This is a genomic window from Kitasatospora sp. NPDC059577 (genome assembly GCF_042735475.1).
Taxonomy (GTDB): domain Bacteria; phylum Actinomycetota; class Actinomycetes; order Streptomycetales; family Streptomycetaceae; genus Kitasatospora.
In genome coordinates, this window is record NZ_JBHWBZ010000016.1 from 50378 (window position 1) to 70207 (window position 19830).

The following is a 19830-nucleotide window of genomic DNA, read 5'->3' on the forward strand; positions in this document are numbered from 1 at the left end:
TCCCCATGACCACCGAAGCGAACCGCACCGAAATGACTCCTGCTCAGACCACGCACACCGTGAGCACGGGCCCCGAAGCCGCCGACGCCGACATCCGCGCCATCGAGGAGGTCGTGGCCGCCGTCGAACGCGCCCAGCGCGCCAAGGATCCCGACGCGTTCCTCGCCCTGTTCCACCCCGAGGCCATCTGGACCACGGCCCACGGCAAGGTCCTCATCGGCCTCGACGCCATCGCCGAGTTCACCCGCGCCGTCCTGCCCGCCGCGACCTGGGACGGCCGAGTCACCTACGAGCCCGCCCACATCGGCTTCCTGCGGCCCGACGTGGCGGCCGTCAAGGTCCGCCAGGTCTACGAGGCACCGGCCGACGACCCGACGGGCGGCTCGGAAGGCGCCCCGCTCTACATCATGACCAAGCAGGACGACGGCCGGTGGCTGCTGCACGCCTGCCAGAACACCGAGGTGAAGACCGGCCGGTAGCGCCCCGTCAGGCACGGCGGCGGGATCCGGGCGGCCCCCGACCGGGAGACGGCCCGCACCCGCAGCCGGCGACCGGTGGAGCACGAGCCCGACGTCGCCCGGGTCGCTCGGCGGACTCGACAGGCTCGGCGGACTCGACAGGCTCGATGCTCTCGACGGGCTCGACCGGTCAGGTCACCGGGTCGGCCCGGGTCGGCCCGGGGCTTCGGATGACCGGGGGGTGGACAGCTGGATCCGGTCGACGAGTTCACTCCATGTCCGCGCGACCGTCGCCCACGGTGGCACCTCCGCCGGGGGGCGCTCGTCACCCAGTCCGCCGATGAACAGGTGTCGGTGGGTCACCGTGTCCAGATGGCCGAGGACGTCGAGGCGGTCGTCCACGAAGTGGGTGACCGCCAGCCGCTTGCAGACCGGTCCCTTGTCCGCGCGCTCCCGGACGAAGTGCACGTTCTCCGCCGGGACACCGGTACGGAGGAAGAACTCGTGGTGATGCAGCCACGCCCGGGTCCTACCGGCCACCTTGGGCCCCGCCTTGGACACGAGGTGCACCCGCCCCTCGAAGGGCTCCGCCACCAGTCGGGCGAGGGCCTCGAACACGCCGTCCACGGCCGGGGTCAGCAGGGGCTGGGAGCCGAAGAACGAGGTGTCCTCTCCGGCGGCGATCCGGTCGACGATCACTCCGCCGACGTCCACCCCGAGCGTCGGGGGTGCCTGACGGGATCCCGGTCCTCGGTAGGGGGCAGGTCCGCCGGGTGACAGCCGCTGTTTCCTGGCCCGCGCCATCACTCTCACCCCGTGTCACCGACGTCCTCGACAGTGCGGGAGCATGGCAGGTGCCCCCGCCCGGGGGCCAGTGAATTTCCGCCCTCCGTGTCCGGTTCCGAGTCCGTGTCCGTGTCCGTGCACGTGTCCGTGCACGTGTCCGTGCACGTGTCCGCGTGTCCGCGTGTCCGCCGCACTGATCCGGCCGCCTCCGCGGTCCGCCCCGCTTGGCGGGGCCCGTCACCCCGGGTCGCCCTCACGGCGTCGGGCGGCCTGGGGTGAATGGGCGGCGCGGGGTCACTGGACGATGACCGCCATGTCCTGGTACGTCGCGTAGCCGGCGTCGAAGGTGGCCTCGCTGATCCAGGACTCCCCGCGGTTCGGGTCGTCGATCAGGAGCTGGCCGTCACGGACCGCGGAGACGACCACGGTGTGCTCCGCCGGCCCCGCGTAGAGCACCTGGCGGCCGTCGTAGGCGGTGTACGAGCCTGCCGCGACATCGCGCCAGCCGTAGTTGACCCAGACGATCGCCGGATGGCCCGCGGCCACCTGCGCGCGCACCTGGGACGGGCTGACGCCCTGCCCCGCCTGCACGACCGAGAGGCCGTAGGACCGCGCGGCCTGGGCGACCGGCGGGTAGTAGACGCCGTAGCCGGTACCGGCCGCCTCCGAGCCGTTGGGATCGCCGACGAAGGCACGGTACGGATCTCCGGAGAGCGGACCGGAGACGCCCACCTGGTAGTGCACCCGGTCGACGCCGATCCGAGCGAGCACGGCCTGGTCCCCGACCTGGACGCCGCGGGCCGCCAGCACCATGCGCAGCGATGCCGCCTCGCAGTCGTTGGCCAGCTGCTGGGAGTAGAACGGGACCCCAGTGGCGGCGGCGCTCGACGGTGTGGCACAGAGCAGTGTGGCCGCACCGGCCAGGGCGGCGGCCAGCGCCGTCAACCGCCCGCCGCGCGGTAACCGCCTGGCCCGGCGATGCGTGGGCTGCGGGTTGCGCGCGCGGTCGCGGACGTGGTCGCGGACGTGCTCGCTCCTCGTCATGGCGCTTCTCCTTCGCTGGATTCCCCCTTCCATGGCACCTCGTCCTCGCCCGTCCCGCAGCTGGGGAGACGGGGCGTGCCGGTGGGGGCCACGGTGCGCGACCTTCCGGAGTCGTTCCCGGCGGCACGGCGCCGGGGGGAGAACACGGCGGGAGGGGACCGGCGACAGCGCCTCCGCTGCCGCCGGCCGGGCGTGGTGCGGCAGGCTCCGAACCGACGCCCGGGAGCGTGCCGGTGCACCGGCCGCCGTGCCACCGTGCACCCCGGCCGGCCCGGGGTTCGCGCCGCCGGGGGGCCTGTGGGTCAGCCGACCCGGGTGAGGCGGGCGGGACGGGAGGTGGGTCCGTCGACCGGCGCGGGAGGCTGGTCCTGGTCGGGCCGTTCGGGGTTGGCGAGCAGGATGGAGCGCTGGAGGCGGCGCAGCGCGGAGGACGGCTCCATGCCCAACTCCCGTACCAGGGTGTTCCGCAGGCGCTGGTAGGCCTCCAGGGCCTCGCCGCGCCGCCCGGAGCGGTGCAGGGCGATCATGTACTGGCCGTGCAGGCTCTCGTGGGTGCGGTAGCGGTCGACCAGGACGGTGAGTTCGGCGAGCAGGACGCGATGGCGGCCGAGCCTCAGGTCGGCCTCGATCCGCTGGTCCAGTGCGCAGAGCCTGGTCTCCTCCAACCGCTTGGCCTCGACGGCGAGTTGGCCCCCGACCGGGATGTCCGCGAAGGCCGGGCCGCGCCACAGGGCGAGCGCCTCGCCCAACTGGCGGGCGGCGAGCGGGAAGTCGCCGGCGTCCATGGCGCGGTAGCCGTGCCCGGCGAGGCGGTCGAACTCCTGGAGGTCGACCAGGCCGCCCCCGCTGTTCAGCATGTAGCCGCCCGCCGAGGTGACCAGGACGTCCTTGGCGCAGGAGGCTCCGGGACCGTCCTCGCCCTGGGCGAGCGCGCGGTCGATGAGGTCGCGCAGTTGCAGGACGTAGGTCTGCACCGTGGTGCGCGCGCTGCGCGGCGGGCGGCCGCACCAGAGTTCCTCGGCGAGGACACCGGCCGGGACGACCTGGTCGGCCCGTAAGGCCAGCAGGGCGAGCACCTGCCGCGGTTTCGGGGCGGTCGGTACCACCGACGCCCCGCACAGTCGGACCCCCAAGGCCCCCAGCACCCGGATTTCCATGACGACCACCCCAAATCCAGACGGATCGGCGACCCCGACGGCCGCCGACCGGGCGGGTGCTCCGCTGCTCGGCGCTCCCGCGAGACAGTGCGGAGAGACCGGTTGAGCACCCGACGCCTATCCAAAAACAGGACGGACGGTTTGTCAATACAAAACCGAACGCGCTGTTTGTTTTTGGGCGGAGCAATCGCCCCTGGAGCGGGTCGACGGCTTCAACCGATCCGCACCGGCCGCCCGCCCGACCCACCGGGACGAGACGAAACCGACCCCCGCACCCCCGCCGAGCGGAGCGCACGGAGCGGACAGAAACACATGGAACGGACAGAGCAGACGGAACAGACGGAGCAGAGCGAAACCGGGAGCGACCGGTACTGCCGGCCGAGCGGATCGGGGGCGGAGCGCCGACGGAGGAAACGGAACCCGGCGTGTCAGACGGAGCCGATCCCGCCGGCGCCCGCCTCCGCCTCGACCTCGGCCTCCGCCTCGGCCTCGCCTCCGCCGGTCTCCACGGCCCGGGCCGCCTCCAGTTCGGCCACCACGCGGCCGCCACGGTCCATCCCGAGGTCGAGGGTGGCGAGCACCCCCGGCACCGCGATGCTCGGCATCAGGTGCTGGTACAGCGCCGCGATGCGACGCTCCAGGTCGGCCCGGCCGGACAGCTTCTGGGACTGGATCTGCACGCCCGTCCAGGCCCCGGTCACCAGCCACGCCGTCTCGGCGGGGATCACCTGGGGCAGCAGCTCGCCCCGCTCGCCGGCCGACACCAGCACGCCCTCGGCCCGCTGGATCCACCCGGGCGCGGCGCCGCCGCTGAAGTCACCGAACACGTCCTGGCCGAGCGAGAGCCGCGCACCGGCGCTCAACAGCGGGTCGCGCGGCATGAGGTGGGCGACCACCATCCCGAGGTCCACGAACTCCTGGAGTTTGCAGTGCCGTTCGGGGAGGTCGTCCCGGCCGAACTGCTCCTCGACGACCCCCTGGGCGAGTTCCCGCTTCGACGCGAAGTGGAAGTACACCGCACCGCGGGTCACGCCCGCGCGGGCGACGACCTCGCCGATCGTGGCCCCCTCGTAACCGTACTCGTCGAAGACCGACGCCGCCGCCTCCAGGATCAGTCGACGCGTCCGGACCGCCCGCTCCTGTCGCACCACCGCAACCACCCCGCCCGAAACGCTCGGCAAACAAAACCAAACACCCCGTATCTTACCCGTCGAGCCCGTGGACGATCCCTGCGTCCCAGGTCACATAGGGCCGTCCTTGAGCGATGAAAAACCGCGTGGACGGTATGGGTCGCCCAGGTGGCCGGGACCTCCACTGGAGGCCGCCGAACCGGAACAGCAGCTCCTACTTGTGGCCGCCACTCCCGCGCGGAGCCCCCTCGTGATAATGAACTCGTCAAGTCCGCGTCATGAAGTCGCCGCAGGTCAACCGGCCTTCACCAATCCGACACAGCCCATGGAAGGGGTCGAAGCCCCTACCCGGACGCTCGAACACCCATGCTCGGCCGCCGACGAACCTTCGTTCTGGCTCCTTGAAAAGCAAACCGGTAGGTACGTATCTTACGAGCCCTGAGCAGCCCACCCCGCCCGTCACGGCCTTTCGGAGCGCTCCCCATGACTCTGCTTGCCTTCCGCACGCCTGCCGCCGCCCTCACCACCGTCGAGGCCCCCGGGACCGTCCCCGGCCCGGGCCCGACCACCGGCCCGGCACCTCGCCTGACCAGCACCGTCGCCAAGGAGTACGTCCACCGGGCCTGCCACGCCGAGGTCTTCCTGACCGGCAGCCGGCAGCTGAACGAGACCACCTTCGCGGTCTCCGCGCAATGGCCCCGGGCGCACACCTTCTTCAGCACTCCGGACGGCACCCGGCACGACCCGATCCAGGCCGCTGAAACGATCCGCCAAGCCGGGCTCTACCTCGCCCACACCCAGTTCGGCGTCCCGCTCGACCACAAGTTCATGATGTGGAACCTCGACTACACCACCCGGCCGCGCCACCTGCTGATCGGAGCGGAGCCCACCGACCTCACCATCGAGGCGAAACTCCTCGCCCAGCCGCGCCGCAACCGCACCTCGGTCGACTTCACCCTGAGCACCGTCGTCCGGCGCGGCCCGCACCTGGCCGCCACCGGCTACGCCCGCTTCACCACCGTCCCGGGCTCGACCTACCAGCGGCTCCGCCGGGGACGCCACGACGTCGACGCCCTGCCCGTGCCCGGCACGACCGCCGAGCCGCTGGCGCCGGCCCGGGTCGGCCGGCTCCGCCCGTGCGACGTCGTCCTCGCCCCCGCCGACGCACCCGGCACCTGGCACCTCACCCCCGACTTCTGGCACCCCATCCTCTTCGACCACGCCAACGACCACATCCCCGGCATGGTCCTGCTGGAGGCGGCCCGCCAGGCCACCAACGCGCTCGCCAACCCGGCGACCGTCACGCCGACCGCCGCCGCCACCACGTTCCACCGCTACGCCGAACACGACGCACCGACCATCATCACCGCCCGGCACACCCCCGGCGGGGACCCGGACGCCCTCACCACCACCGTGACCGGCCACCAGCACGGCGAGCCCATCTTCACCACCGTCCTCACCGGACACCCGGACCACCGCTGACCCGACGCCCGCCGCCGCACCGCGCGGGCAGCCGGTACGGCCGGGACCGCCGCAGCGACCCGCACCACCCCGAACGGCCCACCCGACCTCCTCGACGCTCTCCCGTGGTCATCGCACCGCGTGGTCGGCTCGACCAGGCCGCCATGAGTTCAGGCAGACGCCCGACCGGGTTTCCCGGCCGGGCGTCCTGCGTGGTCGGCCGTCGAGCGCGGCGACCACGGCCGAAGTCCTCCGGAGACCGGGCGGTCAGGTCGGCACCGTGGGGACAGCACTGCTGCAGCAGGTCGTTGGCGATCTCGTTCGAGGAGCGCTGGCGGGGCCGGCAGACGGCAGACGGCAGACGCGGACCGGAAGGTCGGCGGCGGGGGTGCACCACGCCGCGCGCCACCGTCTCGGCTCCCCGGCCGCGCACCGGTCCCGAGTCAGCGACCGCACCCGGTGGGCGGACAGGGTCGGGGCGTTGCGGCATCCTTCGGGACCCGAGCCTCGGCCCGGTGGGCAGTCCTCGTCCGGGCACCGAGGTCCGCAGGTCCTCAGGCCGACGGTGCTCGCACACCGGCGGTGCTCGGACACCGGTGGTGCTCGGACACCAGCGGAGCCGCACGGGGGTCGGAAGCGGACACGGACGGGAAAGGTCACCGCCGGCCCGGCGCCGAGCGCCCCGGACGGCGAGTGCCGACCGGAACGAACGTCACCGCGGCGGATCCCGGGCGAGAACGCACCACCCCCTCGGTCTGGCACCGGAACGAACACCTGCGCGAGGATGTCAGCCCTTGAATCCGCTGCCAACGGGAGCACGCCGTGAGTGAAGTCGCTTCGCACCAGCACGAGTTGATCAGACTGACGGACCGCCCCGGCACCGACGACGCCCCCGGCCGGGACGGGCGGACCGGTGGCCGCGCGGTCCGCGTACGGGTGCTCGGACGGCACGCGCCGGGCTCCCCGCTCGGGCACGACTGGCTGGACTGCGAGATCACCGTCACCGCCGACTCGGTGCGCGGTCAGTTCGTCACCCTGGTGACCGATCGCCATCTGCAGCGCTGGGAGACCGCGTTGGACCGGCTGCGCCAGGGCTTCGCGGTCCGCTGGCTCGACGAGGAGCACGGCCCGGAGCTGAGGATCGAACCCGGGCGGCCAGGCGGGCTCTGGGTGACCGTCTCGGACACCGAGGACTCGGGCGTCACTCTCCGCGTCGTCCTCTCCCCCGCTGCGGGCTGGCTGGACGAGCAGCACGCGCTGCTCGCGCTCGTCCGGGACGCCTACCCGCCCGGGGAGATCGCCCCCGGTGTCCCGGCCTGGCGCGGGACGCCCGCGGACGACGACTGACCACGATGACTGATCGATCGTCAATGTCCCTGTACAGCTCGCCCTGACATCCGTTCCGGCGAGCGGTCGGTAAGCGCGAGAAGGAACAGCAGGGTCGCGCCGCCGAGCATGAACAGCGTGAGGTGGTGCAACCCGTCCCTGGCGGCTCCGCGGGGAAGGAAGGCGGCGTTCGCGGCGGAGGCGGCCAGCGCGCCGAGGCAGGTGAACGTGCGCAGCAGCCCGGCCGCGGAGGCCATGGCGGCCGGGTCGGCCTGGTGGTGGAGAGCGGTCCGGGTGCCGGGCCCGATCAGCCCCCGCGGGATGCCCGCCACCGCGCCCACCGCGCCCAGCAGCAGCACCGCCGTACCGTCCGCGCGCGCCGCCAACAGTGCGGCGCAGCTGGGAAGCCGGCACACGGCGCCGACCAGGAGCTTGCCGCGGACTGCGGCCGGTGAGACCGGACACCGCGAGAGCGGTGGACGAGAGCGGCAGCAGGACCAGTCCGGCACCGCCGGCGGACAGGCCGCGCCCCTCCTCCAGCCGCTGGGTGCGGCCGTAGCGGCAGGCGAAGGCGACCGTGTAGCCGTGGAGTTGGCGTACGCAGGTGGCGAGTGGCGGCCGGTTGGGGCGAGCGCCCGCAGGTCGATGAAGGGGCTGCGGGCCCGTGCTTCTCGGACGGCGAAACCGACGGCGGCCGGGAGGGCCGACAACGGCAGGTACCAGCGGTCCGGACTCGGCTCCATCAGGAACAGCATCAGCGGGAGCAGCAGGGCGGCGAACAGCGAGATCCCGACGAGGTCCAGGCGGTCGGGCCGGTCCGGCCGATCCGGCGGTCGACGGTCTGACGGCCTGACGGGCTCCGGAGATCGCGCCGGCCATCCGGGCCATGGGGCCGGCCCGGTCGCGGCGTTCGGCGGGCACGGGCAGGCGGGCCGGCCCGAGCGCCAGGCAGGCCGGGGACAGCGGGATGTTGACGGCGAGGACGGTCCGCCGGCCACCCGCGCCGATCAGCAGACCGCCGAGGGTCGGCCCGGCCACGGCGACGGTCTGGACACGGCGACGGTCCGGTTGGCGACGGCGAGCACGGACGGCACCCCGTGGGGCTGGACCGTCCGATGCGCTCGGCCTCGCCGCGGGTGAGGTGCATCGCGGCGGGATACGCCGGCGAGGTGCCCAGCCCGAGCAGCACCCGGGCGACGACCAGCAGTCCGACGAAGGGGCGAGTGCGCCGGCGGAGGCCGGGCCGTCGGTGACCAGTCGGCTGAGCACGGCGGTCCGGAAGGGGTGAGGTCGCCGGTGTCGCCGGCCTCCCGGAGCCTACGGCACAGCCGGCTGAAGACGATGCGCAGCTCGCGGGCAGCCAGGGCGACGGGGGCGACGGGTTCTGCGACGGGAGCAGAGCCGGAAGCGACAGCGGGAGCCGCGGGAGCAGTCGCAGCAACGACGGCAGCGGGAGGGCGCTTCGCTTCTCGGCCTTCGCTTCTCGGTCATCGTTCCACGGCAATGTCACCGGTCTGGTGTCTCGTCTGGACTGAAGACCTCACCGGACTGCGGGGACGGCCCGCCTCGGTCGCCCGGAATAATGGCGGCATGACCGACAAGCAGCTCCGCATCGTCCTCGCCGAGGACTCGGTGATCCTCCGGGACGGGATGGTCGAACTCCTCACCGCGCGCGGCTGTGCCGTGGTCGCCACCGCCGGCACGGCGCCCGAGTTGGTCGCCGCCGTCACCGAACACCGGCCCGACGTGGCCGTGGTGGACATCCGGATGCCACCGACCCACACCGACGAGGGGATCCGGGCGGCCGTCGAGATCCGTGCCACGATGCCCCGGGTCGGGATCCTTGTCTTCTCCCAGCACGTCGAAACCGCCTGGGCCGCCCGGCTGCTGGCCGACGGCGCCGCCGGCGTCGGCTACCTGCTCAAGGAGCGGGTGGCCCGCACCTCCCAGTTCGTGGATGCCCTCCACCGGGTCGCCACCGGCGGCACGGCCCTCGACCCGGAGATCGTCAACGGACTGATCCGGGGCCCGCGGCGCAACCGGGTGGACACGCTCACCCCGCGCGAACGGGAGGTGCTGGAGCTGATGGCACAGGGCCACTCCAACCGCTCGATCGCCGCGCAGCTCGTGGTGTCGGAACGGGCTGTGGAGAAGCACGTGGCCGCCGTGTTCACCAAGTTCGACCTGCCCGCGACCGATGCCGACAACCGACGGGTCAAGGCCGTGCTCACCTACCTCGCGGAGAACGGCGCGTCCTGAGGCAGGCCCGCAGATCACTCATGAGCACCACGCATGGGTCGGCTCGTGACCTGAGGGGTGCTCACGGGCTCGGCACATGAGCGTTACTCATGGAGCAGTCATCAGCGTGACTCATGACCGGCTCATGAGCTTCACTCATGGGCCTGGCCCATGAGCCCCGCTCATGGCATGCCCCGCCCCGATCGGCCCCCGCCGACTGTCCGTCACAGCCCGACGGGGAGCTCGGCGCTGACCACCGTCGGTCCGCCGGGCGGGCTGTCCACCCGCAGTACCCCGTCGACTGCCGCGAGCCGCTCGGCCAGGCCCGCCAGTCCGCTGCCGCTGCCTGTACCGCTACCGGTGCCGCTACCGGTGCCGGTGCCGATCGAGGCACCTCCACACCCGTCGTCGCGAACGGTCAACCGGACCCTCCCGTCGACCGCGCTCGCGGTCAGCTCCGCCGACCGGGCTCCGCTGTGCTTGGCCACGTTGGTCAGCAGTTCGGCCGCACAGAAGTAGACGGCCTGCTCGATCGCCTCGTCCGGCCGCTCCCGCAGGTCCAGCCGGACCGTGACCGGCACCGGCGCGGTGGCGGTGAGGCCGGGCAGCGCCTCGGCCAGCCCGCCGTCCAGCGCCACCGGGTGGATGCCGCGGGTCAGCCGGCGCAGGCCCGTGATGGTGTCGTCGGTCTGCCCGCGGGCACGGTCGAGCAGGGTGCGCAGGCGCCCGAGGTCGGGTGCGGCCTGGTCGGTGAGGGCGTCGTCGGCCAGCGACAGGGTGATGGCGAGCGCGACCAGTTGCGCCTGGGTGCCGTCGTGCAGGTCGCGTTCGAGCCGCCGCAGCCGGCCGCTGTTCTCGGCCAGCAGGGTGACCCGGGCGCTCTCCAGCTCGCGCAGCCGCTGCTGCGAGCGCACCGGCCCGAGCAGGGTGCGGGCGAGCGCCCGGTTGGCGCGGCTCAGTGCCCGCAGCACGGCGGGGACCACGGCCAGCAGCGCGAGGCCGACCGGTACCGCGAGCACGTCCGACCAGCCGATCGGTCGTGGGCCGGGTTCCAGCAGCCGCACCCAGGCGGGGAAGCCCACCAGCCACAGGGATCCGAGCGGCATCCCGACCGCGGCCAGGAAGCCGAGCACTCCGACCGGCAGCCGCAGGAAGAGGTAGAGCAGCACCCGCCAGGCCACCGGATCGGTCAGCACCACCCGGCCCCGGGCGAGCACACCGGACGGGCGCGGCAGCGGCGGCGGTTCGGGCACCGTCTCGTCGAGCAGCCACTCGACCAGTCGGCGGTGGAACCGACCGATCCACCGTGCCCCGATCAACGCGGCCACCACGAACGGCAACCCCAGCACGGTGAGCGAGAGCAACACCCCCGCGTAGAGGACGGCAACGGCGTAGACACCGCCGAGCACCCCGAGCGGCAGCCCGAGGACGGCGAACGCGACCTCGTCACCCCGCACCGCCGGCAACCGCCGCCGCTCAGCCGCCGTCCGTGTCACCACCGTCCACCGCACCACCGTCCGCCGCACCACCCGCCTCCACACGTCCGTCCGTCGCACCGCCGTCTGCCTCACCGCTCACCCGCGGACCGGCCCCAGCATCCACCAGGCACCGTCGGAACCACCACATCCGCCCCGCTCTGCCGCCGTACCGGGCCCTGCCGCCGTACCGCGCCGTTCCACTGCCCGGGACGGCCCGCAAGGAGCCGCCTCGCCGTCCACGTCCAGGTCCGCCCCAGCCCGCACCCTCGCCCCGCGCCCGCCCCCTCCCCCGCGCCCCACACCCGAACCTCACATCCGCGCCCCGCCCACCGACTCGACCGCCGATCCGCCGGTCGCCCACACTCCGGTGCCCACGATCCCCGGCACCGTCAGGACCACCGCCCCCAGCACCACCCACGCACACCCCGTGCCCGGCACCACCGGTACCGCCGACCCGCGCACCGCCCAGCTGAACGCCCCGGAGGCCGCGGCCGCCACCGCCGAGCCCAGCAGCACGCCGACCGCCGTGGTCAGCAGCGCCTCCACGGAGAGCATCCGCAGCAGTTGCCGCCGGGTGGCCCCGACCAGGCGCAGGAGCGCGAACTCGCGGCGCCGGTCGGCGGTCAGCGCGACCAGGGTGTTGACGGTGGAGACCGCCGCGAAGCAGACCAGCAGGCCGAGCTCCGCCTGGCGAAGCCAGATGTCGCTCGCTTTGGTGACGCTGGTCTCGGCGCCGGTCGCCCGGGCCACCCGCTCGGCGGTGCTGGTCATGATCAACATGGTGCCGGAGAGTCCGACCAGCAGCGCCACCGGGACCACCGCCGAGGAGAGCCGGGCCGCGTAGCCGCGCAGGTTGGCGTCGGCCAGCCAGCCCGCCCGCGGGACCAGCGCCCGCACCGGGAGGCCGAGCAGGGCGGCCGGCACCCGGGCCGCGAGCGGCCCGAGCAGGGCGACCGCGACCGACAGCACCAGCGAACCGAGCAGGGACGCCTGCCCCGCCTTGTCCAGTTCGCCGGCCGGCCTGGTCGCAGCCAGCCTCAGCAGCAGCACACCGCCCGCCAGCACCACCACCCCGGCCGACAGCCGCAGAACGCCCGTCCCCCGCGGCCCGCCGGTCCCCTCGGTCAGGGCGACGGCCGGCGCGGGCCGGGTGATCCGGCGGGTCACGGCGGCGGCGGCCGCCAGGGCGACCAGCAGCGCCACCACGAGCGCGATCAGCATCGGCACCGGCGTCCCGGGTACGTGCAGACCCGGCGCGGCCATCCCGCGCCGCTGCAGGGCGGCGAGGAAGGCACGGGCGGCGAGGGAGCCCGCTGCGCAGCCGGGGACGGCCGCCAGCAGGACGGTCGCGAGGACCTGGGCGCGGACCACCCGCCGCACCTGCCGGGGCGTCGCCGCGACGGTTCGCAGCAGGGCCAGGTCACGGTGCTGCTGGCGGAGGGTGAAGCCGAGCGCGTTGACCACGACGAACAGCGCCACCAGCACGGCGATCTCGCCGAACGCCGCGGCGATCACCAGCACGCCCGGCCCGGCCACCGGTGCCCGTGCCACTCCCCCGGGGGCCGTCACCTGTGCGGCGACCAGGGAGCCGAACAGCGTCACCGCCGCCATGGCCAGGAACAGCGCCGCCGCCAGCCCGGCGAAGGCCGCGGGCCGCCGCCGGATCTGTCCGACCGACAGGGCCGTCACGGGACCGCTCATCGCGTTCACCCGCCCAACCGGCTCAGCCGCTCGCCGACCTGCGCGGCGGTGGGCCCGACCAGTTCGTCGACCAGCAGGCCGTCCGCGAGCAGCAGCACCCGGTCCGCATACCCGGCGGCCACCGGATCGTGGGTGACCATGACGCAGGTCTGTCCGTCGACGTCGACGCCCTCGCGCAGCAGGTCGAGGATGTCGTGCCCGGTCGCCCGGTCGAGCGCGCCCGTCGGCTCGTCGGCGAACAGCACCTCCGGTCGGGCGACCAGTGCCCGGGCGATCGCCACCCGCTGCTGCTGGCCACCCGACAGCTGCCCCGGGCGGTGCCGCTCGCGCCCGGCCAGCCCGACCCGGTCCAGTGCCTCCCGCACCCGGCCCCGCTCCGGTGGCCGCCCGGCCAGCCGGCCCGGCAGCTCGACGTTCTGGGCGACGGTCATCGCCGGCATCAGGTTGAAGGCCTGGAACACGAAACCCATCCGGGTGCGGCGCAGCTCCGCCAGCCGGCGCTCGGGGAGCCCGGACACCTCCGTCCCGCCCCACCGGACGGTGCCCCGCGTCGGCCGGTCCATCCCGGCCAGGCAGTGCAGCAGAGTGGTCTTGCCCGAGCCCGAGGGCCCCATCACCGCCGTGAACGTCCCCGGCGCGAAGGCCACGGACACCCCGCGCAGCGCGCGGACGCCCGCCGAGCCCCGCCCGTACTCCCGGTGCAGTCCCTCCCCGCTGAGGGCCGCGCCCGATACCCCGTCATGTGCCGCCGAGGCTGCGGCTGTCGTCATCCCGTTCATGCCTTCCATCGTGGGCGTCCGGGGCCGGGGGATCGATCGGGCTGGCCCCCGAATCCGGGGTTCGGAAAACCGAACCCCGCAGGTGGTGCCGCGTACCCGAGTCGCGGCTCCGGCACCGGTCGGGTGCAGGTCGCCCCGGTCCGAACATCCCGCCGCCGTCGGTCTCCGGTGTCCGCCGGGAGGCGCCGCAGCCCGTGGAGGGCCGGGCGCCGGGCGCCTGGCGCGTCGGCCACCGCCGGTGCCAAACGATCACCGCGTGGTGTGACGGCTGGGTGTCGGACGCGGCGGATGTCGCGGGGGTCGGCTGACGGTCGTGCCGTGCGCCGTCGGTTGCCTTTCACTAGGGTCACCCGCATGGCTGAGCCCTCCTTCCTGACCGCTGTGCGCGAGTCGTACGACACGGTCGCCGCCGACTACGTCGAACGCGTCCCGCCGCCATCCGAGATGGACCCGCTGTCACGCGCGATGCTGGCGGGATTCGCCGAACTCGTGCGGACGGCCGGTCCGGGGCCGGTCGCGGACCTGGGGTGCGGGCCCGGCCGCGTGACGGCGCACCTGGCCGGGCTGGGGGTGTCCGTCTTCGGCGTGGATCTTTCGCCGAAGATGGTCGCACTGGCCCGGCACGCCCATCCGAACCTGCGGTTCACTGAGGGCTCGATGACCGCGCTGGAGCTGACGGACGACGAGCTCGGCGGCATCCTGGCCTGGTACTCCACCCATCACACGCCCCCGCAGTGGCTGCCGGACGTCTTCGCCGAGTTCCACCGCACGCTCGCGCCCGGAGGCTACCTGCTCTGGGGAGACTACGTCGGCGATGAGCGGCTCCAGCCGACCCACGGCTACGGCCGTCCGGTGTCCTACGAGTCGTACCTCCTGCCCCTGGACCGCATGGCCGACCTGCTGGACCAGGCCGGACTCGTCGTCACCGCGAGGCTGGAACAGCAGCCCGGCGGACGCGTGACCAGACCGCACGCCTGCCTCCTGGCCCGCAAGCCCGAGACGCCCTGAGGGCTCGTCCCCGGGTGAGGCCGCTCGACGGGGCCGCCGACGATCACGGGACGGGCGGTCGGACCGCCGGTCGAGAGGGCGGCCGCCCCGGCGGATGCGTTTCTCGCTGCAGACACGGGCACGTTCCCGGCACGGCGGGAGCCGGACGGACCCGCCGGTTTCCGCCCCGAGCTCCCCTCCGCCCGGCTCACGGGGGATCATGACCGGGTGACCATCGACCTGCTGCCCGGCTGCGGAGTCCGGCTGCCCGCACCGCTGCCCGTGGTGCGCTTCGGCCTCAACGAGGCCGCGGTGCGCGCGCTGCTGGCCCCGCACGGCGACCTGCTGCCCGGCGGCGTGCGGAACACCTTCGTCTGCGGCTGCCGGTGGGCGCTGGTCTTCGAGCTGCCCGGGGTCGGCGTCACCCTCTGCTCGGACGACCGCGACCGCCTCCGCAGCGTGACGGTCGGCCGCAACCCGGGCGACGACCGCCCGGCCTGCCCGGTCGGCTACCACGGGATCGACCTCCTCGGCTGGCCGGCCCACGAGCTGGTCGAGGCGCTGCGCGCCGAGGGCCTGCCGGTGCCCGATCCCGTCCGCGGCACGCTCCGCCACGGTCCGCTGTACCTCTCCCGCCACCCGGCGCCGCGCCGCCCGGCCACCCCCGACCGGAAGCCGCGCCACGAGGCACCGTTCACCTTCGACTGCGTCTCCTACGACGACGGGCACGAGCACCACGACGAGCGCCACGACGCGCGCGACGGCCTCACCGGACGCCACCCGCGCCCCGAGGCCGCCGTATGACCCCGCCGGCCCCGCACCCGACCGGCACCGCGACCGGCCCGCACGACGCCGCCTTCCTCCCGCGTCTGCAGTTCACCCTGCGGCCGGCCGAGCGGCCGATCACCACGCCCGTCCCCAAGCTCGGCGGCGAGCCCTGCTGGCTCGCCGAGCCCTCGTGGCCGCTCTCCCCGACCACCGGTGAACCGCTGCTGTTCGTAGGTCAGTTCGCCGTCCCCGGGGAGGAGGGCGCACGGGACTCGGTACGGCTGGCCTACCTCTTCCTGGAGGAGGGCGAGATCACGGGCGGGCTCGACCCGGAGGCGGGTGACGCCGTGCTGCTGGTGCAGCCGGGCGGGCGGATCCCGTCCTTCGCGGTCATCGGGCCGCCCGGTACCCGCGGTCGGACGCTGTGGCGCCGCGACCCCGACGGAGGCGGCACACCGGTCGAATTCCACCTCGACCTGCTGCCGCTGCCGGCCGACCTCGACCGGTCGATGGACGAACGGGCGGCCTTCCAGCGGTACTTGCGCGGCGAGGGCCCCGAGGTCCGGTTCCCGGACGGCGGCCACGTGCACGACCATGTCGGCGGTCTCCCGTCCTTCCCGAGCGGCCGGGCCGAGGTCCCCGCGCCGTGGCGGTACTTCTTCGCCCTCACGGACGCCTCGGACGAAGGCGAGCCGTACGTCCTCGACTTCGGCTACGGCGACGGTTTCGGCTTCCTCAGCCCGGACGGCTCGGAGGGCCGCTTCTACTGGGACATCCCGTAGCCGCCCGTCCCGTCCCCCTACTCACCCACGGGAGTCAGCATGACCACCAACCCCCTGACCGTCGCGGTCCTCGGACCGGGGGGCGTCGGCGGACTGCTCGGCGGACTGCTCGCCCGCGACGGGCACCGCGTCGTCTGCCTGGCGGGCGAGGACACCGCCGCTATCCTCGCCCGCGACGGACTGCACGTCCGCAGCGGGCAGTTCGGCGAGTTCACCGCCCGGGTCGAGGCCGCCACCGAGCTGCGCACGCCGGTCGACGCCGTCCTCGTGACCGTCAAGGCGACGGCGCTGTCGGCCGCGCTCGACCGGCTGCCGCCGCAGGTGCTCGGCTCCGCGCTCGTGGTCCCGCTGCTCAACGGCCTGGACCACATGGCGGTGCTGCGCCGGCGCTACCCGGCCACGCGGGTGGTGGCCGGCACGATCCGGGTCGAGGCGACCCGTACGGCGCCCGGGCGGATCGAGCACACCAGTCCGTTCGCCGCCGTCGAACTCGCCGCGACCGGCGAACCTCTGTCGCCCGTCCCGGAGTTCGCCGAGCAGCTGCGGCGCTCCGGCCTGCCCGTGGCACTGTGCGAGGACGAGATCGCGATGCTGTGGAGCAAGCTCTCCTTCCTCGCCCCGTTCGCCCTGCTCACCACCCGCCACCCGGGCGGGATCCGCGCCGTGCGCTCCGAGCACCGGCCCGAACTCCTCACCGTCCTGGACGAGATCACCACCGTCACCCGCGCGGTCGGCGCTCCGGCCGACGCACAGGCACTGCTCACGATGTTCGACCGCATCCCCGGCACGATGAAGTCCTCGATGCAGCGCGACGTGGAGGCCGGCCGCCCGACCGAACTCGACGCGATCGGCGGTGCCGTCCTGCGCGCCGCCGAGGCGCACGGGGTGGCCGTCCCGGCCCTCACCCGGCTGGTGGACGAGCTGTCGGCGCCCACCGAGGGGTGACGGGGTGACCGGGCGTCCACGCCCCACCGGCGGGAGGGCGAACGGAACGCGCACGAACAGGAGGAGAGGCGGGAAGCGGGGAGAAGCCGGCAGAAACGGGTAGGACCGGCGGGGTGACGCCTTCCGAGTATCCGAGCGGCCCCGCCCGGCACCGCCTCGAAGCCTTCCTCCGCGCCCACGAAGCCGATCGGATCCCCCATCCGGGCGGCACGCTGCTGGCCCATCTCCAGCGGGTGGCAGGCCTGTTGGCGGACTGGGGCTGCGACCCCGCCGTCCGGGCCGCCGGACTCTGCCACGCCGTGTACGGGACCGACGGCTTCGACCGTGCCCTGCTGGCGCCCGACCGGCGCGGCACCCTGGTCGACCTCGTCGGCGCCCGCGCCGAATCGCTGGTCCACCTCTACGCGAGCTGCGACCGGGCCGCCGTGTACCCACGCCTGGGCATCGACGAACCGGTGGTGTTCCGTGACCGGTTCACGGGGACCGACCGCACTCCGCCGGAGGAGGACCTGCGCGCCTTCCTCGCCATCACGGTCGCCAACGAACTCGACGTGCTCGCCCACGACACCGACCTGGCCGCCCGCTACGGACCGGGCCTGTACCAGCTCTTCGCCCGCACCCGCGACCGGCTGCCGCCCGCCGCCTGGCGGGCCTGCACGGACCTCCTCCGGCCGGACTCCGGCGCCCCGGAGGAAGAGCACGGGCCACAGGAGAACAACAGCACGAAAGCCACCGGACAGGGAATCTGACGGAACGTCATGTTCCGTAGTGAAATGAGACTTTGCCTACCGTTCACCCGCTCCGCCGGAACCACCGCACGGCAGGACGGCGTTGTCCACGACGGGAGGGATACTGACATGACAAAGAAGCCGTACCGTCTGGCCGCCACCGCACTCGCGGTGCTCATCGCGGCCCCGCTGTTCACCGCGTGCAAGAACGCCGACCAGGCCATCGACTGCGGGAAACGCGCGATCAGCCTCACCGGCGACGTCCAGGACCTCGCGGACTCGGCGGTCAACGTCGGCCAGATCACCGACGACGAACGCCGCAAACGCACCGTCAACGCGTTGAAGAAGATCGTCGACGATGCCAAGAAGATCCGCCAGGACGGTGGGGACAAGCTCGACACCGCCGCCGACAAGCTCTCCAAGGCGGTCAACGACGCCATCGACAAGGTCTCCGACAACAAGCAGCCCGACCTCGGGGCGATCACCAGCGCCGCCGGCGACGTCACGAAGGCCTGCGCCGGAGCCTGACCGGAACGCACCGCGCGCCTCGCACCGCGACGGCCACCGCCGCGATCCACCGCTCCCGGCCCCGCCCGGGCCGGGAGCACCACCACCGAACGGAGTCTCGCGACCGCTGGTCCCGTCCCGCCTCCGTCTGCGCGTTCGGACGACCGTGGTCATCATGGAACTGCGGCCGGACCGGCAGGAGGGACACGCGATGGAGCTGTTCCCGGCGATACCGCTCGCCGAGTGGCGGGACACGAAGGAGACCGTGCACCGCTTCACGCAGGTGGTGGGCAAGATCCGCCTTGCGGCGAGCGTGCGGCGCAACCACTGGTGGAACGTCCCCTTCCACCTCACCGGGCGTGGGATCACCACGCGGCCCATGGGACAGGTCGACGGCAACCCGATCTTCACCATCGACTTCGACTTCGTCGACCACCGGCTGGTCGTCACTGCGGCGGACGGCGGGAGGGAGTCCTTCCCGCTCGTCGGCCAGTCCGTGGCCTCGTTCTACCGGCAGACCCTGGAGGCGCTGGCGGCGATGGGCGTCCGGGTGGAGCTCCAGCTCCCCCGGCCCTACCGGCTGGCCGACTCCGACCGGCCGTTCGCCGAGGACGTCGAGCACGCGACCTACGATCCCGCGTGGGCGAATCGCTACTGGCAGGTGCTCAGCCAGGTCGGGCTGGTGCTGGAGGAGTTCGCGGCGCGCTTCTCGGGCAAGGTCAGCCCGGTCCACCTGTTCTGGCACTCGTTCGACGTCGCCCACAGCCGGTTCTCCGGACGCGCCGTGGACCAGCCGGCGCAGGTGGACCCGGTGACCCGCGAGGCGTACTCCAGGGAGCTGATCAGCTTCGGGTTCTGGTTCGGGGACGACAACCTGGGCGAACCGGCCTTCTACTCGTACACGGCTCCCGAGCCGGCGCACCTGGCCGAAGACCCGCTCGCACCCGCTTCCGCGAAGTGGACCGAGCTGGGCGGCAGCCACCTTGCGGTCCTGCCCTACGCGGCGGCGCGGAACGAGGCCGATCCGCGAGCGGCCGTGCTCGCCTTCTACGAGAGCGCGTACCGGGCCGGTGCCGTCCGGGCCGGCTGGGATGTCGGCGGCCTCGCCTGCCCCGGTGGAGTCACGGACCCGCGCCTGCCGGCCGCACCGCTCCGGGAGGACGGTCTGTGACGTCGGGCCGCATCCGGCAGGCGGCTGCCCCGGAGTGCCGGTGAAAGGCCCTGATGGCGATCCTCCGGGCCTTCGTCGGCGCGGACCAGCACGAAGAGGCCGGTGACGGCGTCCGTGCCGCACCGGAGCGTCACGGTGACGGTCGCGACACTGCCGTGGACGACGGAAGCCGAGCCTTCCCGTCGACAGGTCCCACCTTGTGGCTCGCATGCTCAAGCAATGAGGACGATGGGCGTGCGCACCGTGAGCACCTTCGACATCGCCCACGACCGCCGTCGACCGGACGGTCGGGATGGTCGGGATGGTCGGGATGGTCCGGAGTCGAGCGGCACCGCTCGGATCCGCGGTTCAGGCTGTGCCCGGGGGTGGCCATCCGCTCGGCAA

The 19830-nt window shown here is 73.6% G+C and carries 19 protein-coding genes; 11 read left to right on the top strand and 8 right to left on the bottom strand.

Translation table 11 applies throughout. The features are described 5' to 3' along the window. Positions 1-32: 32 nt before the first annotated feature. Positions 33-479: an SgcJ/EcaC family oxidoreductase gene (locus ACFV0O_RS15705; protein ID WP_380341594.1), complete on the top strand. Its 447-nt coding sequence runs from the start codon at positions 33-35 to the stop codon at positions 477-479. A gap of 174 nt (positions 480-653) precedes the next feature. Here ACFV0O_RS15705 and ACFV0O_RS15710 read toward each other — a convergent pair whose 3' ends face one another. The 4 genes from ACFV0O_RS15710 to ACFV0O_RS15725 form a co-directional block, all read right to left on the bottom strand. Then, positions 654-1172 (bottom strand): hypothetical protein, encoded by a 519-nt coding sequence (locus tag ACFV0O_RS15710; RefSeq protein ID WP_380341480.1) that lies wholly within the window; start codon positions 1170-1172, stop codon positions 654-656. Positions 1173-1538: 366 nt separating this feature from the next. Further along, a complete protein-coding gene (locus ACFV0O_RS15715) occupies positions 1539-2288 on the bottom strand; it encodes a C39 family peptidase (RefSeq protein ID WP_380341483.1) in 750 nt (249 codons plus the stop codon). Positions 2289-2590: 302 nt separating this feature from the next. Continuing rightward, complete coding sequence (locus tag ACFV0O_RS15720) at positions 2591-3445, bottom strand: AfsR/SARP family transcriptional regulator (protein ID WP_360264476.1); 855 nt, start codon at positions 3443-3445, stop codon at positions 2591-2593. 428 nt (positions 3446-3873) lie between these two features. Continuing rightward, positions 3874-4596 carry a ScbR family autoregulator-binding transcription factor gene (locus tag ACFV0O_RS15725; RefSeq protein WP_380341487.1) on the bottom strand — a complete coding sequence of 241 codons (723 nt, stop codon included), beginning with the start codon at positions 4594-4596 and terminating at the stop codon, positions 3874-3876. Positions 4597-5058: 462 nt separating this feature from the next. On the opposite strand from ACFV0O_RS15725, the gene ACFV0O_RS15730 reads away from it, so the two are divergent. Together ACFV0O_RS15730 and ACFV0O_RS15735 are read left to right on the top strand one after the other, a co-directional pair. Beyond that, positions 5059-6057, top strand: a complete 999-nt coding sequence (locus ACFV0O_RS15730) for a ScbA/BarX family gamma-butyrolactone biosynthesis protein (protein WP_380341490.1) — start codon at positions 5059-5061, stop codon at positions 6055-6057. An 801-nt stretch (positions 6058-6858) separates the two neighbouring features. After that, positions 6859-7383 (top strand): DUF5959 family protein, encoded by a 525-nt coding sequence (locus ACFV0O_RS15735; protein ID WP_380341493.1) that lies wholly within the window; start codon positions 6859-6861, stop codon positions 7381-7383. A 20-nt stretch (positions 7384-7403) separates the two neighbouring features. Here the strand turns inward: ACFV0O_RS15735 and ACFV0O_RS15740 are convergent, their stop codons facing one another. Beyond that, entirely contained in the window at positions 7404-7778 is a 375-nt protein-coding gene (locus tag ACFV0O_RS15740) for a hypothetical protein (protein ID WP_380341496.1), read from the bottom strand. A gap of 1174 nt (positions 7779-8952) precedes the next feature. On the opposite strand from ACFV0O_RS15740, the gene ACFV0O_RS15745 reads away from it, so the two are divergent. Next, positions 8953-9621 carry a response regulator transcription factor gene (locus ACFV0O_RS15745; RefSeq protein ID WP_360264491.1) on the top strand — a complete coding sequence of 223 codons (669 nt, stop codon included), beginning with the start codon at positions 8953-8955 and terminating at the stop codon, positions 9619-9621. A gap of 203 nt (positions 9622-9824) precedes the next feature. Here ACFV0O_RS15745 and ACFV0O_RS15750 read toward each other — a convergent pair whose 3' ends face one another. The 3 genes from ACFV0O_RS15750 to ACFV0O_RS15760 all read right to left on the bottom strand — a co-directional run bounded on the left by ACFV0O_RS15750 (position 9825) and on the right by ACFV0O_RS15760 (position 13558). Next, positions 9825-11057 carry a sensor histidine kinase gene (locus ACFV0O_RS15750; RefSeq protein ID WP_380341499.1) on the bottom strand — a complete coding sequence of 411 codons (1233 nt, stop codon included), beginning with the start codon at positions 11055-11057 and terminating at the stop codon, positions 9825-9827. 330 nt (positions 11058-11387) lie between these two features. After that, positions 11388-12779: an FtsX-like permease family protein gene (locus ACFV0O_RS15755; protein WP_380341502.1), complete on the bottom strand. Its 1392-nt coding sequence runs from the start codon at positions 12777-12779 to the stop codon at positions 11388-11390. Between the two features lie 5 nt (positions 12780-12784). Beyond that, positions 12785-13558, bottom strand: coding sequence for an ABC transporter ATP-binding protein (locus ACFV0O_RS15760; protein ID WP_380341505.1), 774 nt, complete (start codon positions 13556-13558; stop codon positions 12785-12787). Between the two features lie 354 nt (positions 13559-13912). Here ACFV0O_RS15760 and ACFV0O_RS15765 point away from each other — a divergent pair, with 354 nt between their 5' ends. From ACFV0O_RS15765 to ACFV0O_RS15795, 7 genes are all read left to right on the top strand, one after another. Then, the gene (locus ACFV0O_RS15765) at positions 13913-14566 is read left to right on the top strand and encodes a class I SAM-dependent methyltransferase (protein WP_380341509.1); all 654 of its coding nucleotides are present in this window, start codon (positions 13913-13915) and stop codon (positions 14564-14566) included. Positions 14567-14773: 207 nt separating this feature from the next. Continuing rightward, on the top strand, positions 14774-15349 hold the full coding sequence (locus ACFV0O_RS15770) for a hypothetical protein (protein ID WP_380341512.1): 576 nt from the start codon (positions 14774-14776) through the stop codon (positions 15347-15349). Further along, positions 15346-16095 carry a hypothetical protein gene (locus ACFV0O_RS15775; protein WP_380341515.1) on the top strand — a complete coding sequence of 250 codons (750 nt, stop codon included), beginning with the start codon at positions 15346-15348 and terminating at the stop codon, positions 16093-16095. The genes ACFV0O_RS15770 and ACFV0O_RS15775 overlap by 4 nt, the downstream gene beginning before the upstream one ends. Before the next feature lie 39 nt (positions 16096-16134). Further along, entirely contained in the window at positions 16135-17040 is a 906-nt protein-coding gene (locus ACFV0O_RS15780; protein WP_380341516.1) for a ketopantoate reductase family protein, read from the top strand. A 113-nt stretch (positions 17041-17153) separates the two neighbouring features. Continuing rightward, positions 17154-17789 (top strand): DUF6817 domain-containing protein, encoded by a 636-nt coding sequence (locus ACFV0O_RS15785; protein ID WP_380341519.1) that lies wholly within the window; start codon positions 17154-17156, stop codon positions 17787-17789. A 108-nt stretch (positions 17790-17897) separates the two neighbouring features. After that, positions 17898-18296 carry a hypothetical protein gene (locus ACFV0O_RS15790; RefSeq protein WP_380341522.1) on the top strand — a complete coding sequence of 133 codons (399 nt, stop codon included), beginning with the start codon at positions 17898-17900 and terminating at the stop codon, positions 18294-18296. A gap of 190 nt (positions 18297-18486) precedes the next feature. Continuing rightward, positions 18487-19446, top strand: coding sequence for a DUF5996 family protein (locus ACFV0O_RS15795; protein WP_380341597.1), 960 nt, complete (start codon positions 18487-18489; stop codon positions 19444-19446). Positions 19447-19830: the final 384 nt, after the last annotated feature.

Coding starts and splice junctions, on each gene's coding strand:
- ACFV0O_RS15705 (WP_380341594.1), top strand. CDS start 33: ATGACTCCTGCTCAGACCACGCACACCGTGAGCACGGGCCCCGAAGCC.
- ACFV0O_RS15715 (WP_380341483.1), bottom strand. CDS start 2,288: ATGACGAGGAGCGAGCACGTCCGCGACCACGTCCGCGACCGCGCGCGC.
- ACFV0O_RS15720 (WP_360264476.1), bottom strand. CDS start 3,445: ATGGAAATCCGGGTGCTGGGGGCCTTGGGGGTCCGACTGTGCGGGGCG.
- ACFV0O_RS15730 (WP_380341490.1), top strand. CDS start 5,059: ATGACTCTGCTTGCCTTCCGCACGCCTGCCGCCGCCCTCACCACCGTC.
- ACFV0O_RS15745 (WP_360264491.1), top strand. CDS start 8,953: ATGACCGACAAGCAGCTCCGCATCGTCCTCGCCGAGGACTCGGTGATC.
- ACFV0O_RS15755 (WP_380341502.1), bottom strand. CDS start 12,779: ATGAGCGGTCCCGTGACGGCCCTGTCGGTCGGACAGATCCGGCGGCGG.
- ACFV0O_RS15760 (WP_380341505.1), bottom strand. CDS start 13,558: ATGAACGGGATGACGACAGCCGCAGCCTCGGCGGCACATGACGGGGTA.
- ACFV0O_RS15765 (WP_380341509.1), top strand. CDS start 13,913: ATGGCTGAGCCCTCCTTCCTGACCGCTGTGCGCGAGTCGTACGACACG.
- ACFV0O_RS15775 (WP_380341515.1), top strand. CDS start 15,346: ATGACCCCGCCGGCCCCGCACCCGACCGGCACCGCGACCGGCCCGCAC.
- ACFV0O_RS15780 (WP_380341516.1), top strand. CDS start 16,135: ATGACCACCAACCCCCTGACCGTCGCGGTCCTCGGACCGGGGGGCGTC.
- ACFV0O_RS15790 (WP_380341522.1), top strand. CDS start 17,898: ATGACAAAGAAGCCGTACCGTCTGGCCGCCACCGCACTCGCGGTGCTC.
- ACFV0O_RS15795 (WP_380341597.1), top strand. CDS start 18,487: ATGGAGCTGTTCCCGGCGATACCGCTCGCCGAGTGGCGGGACACGAAG.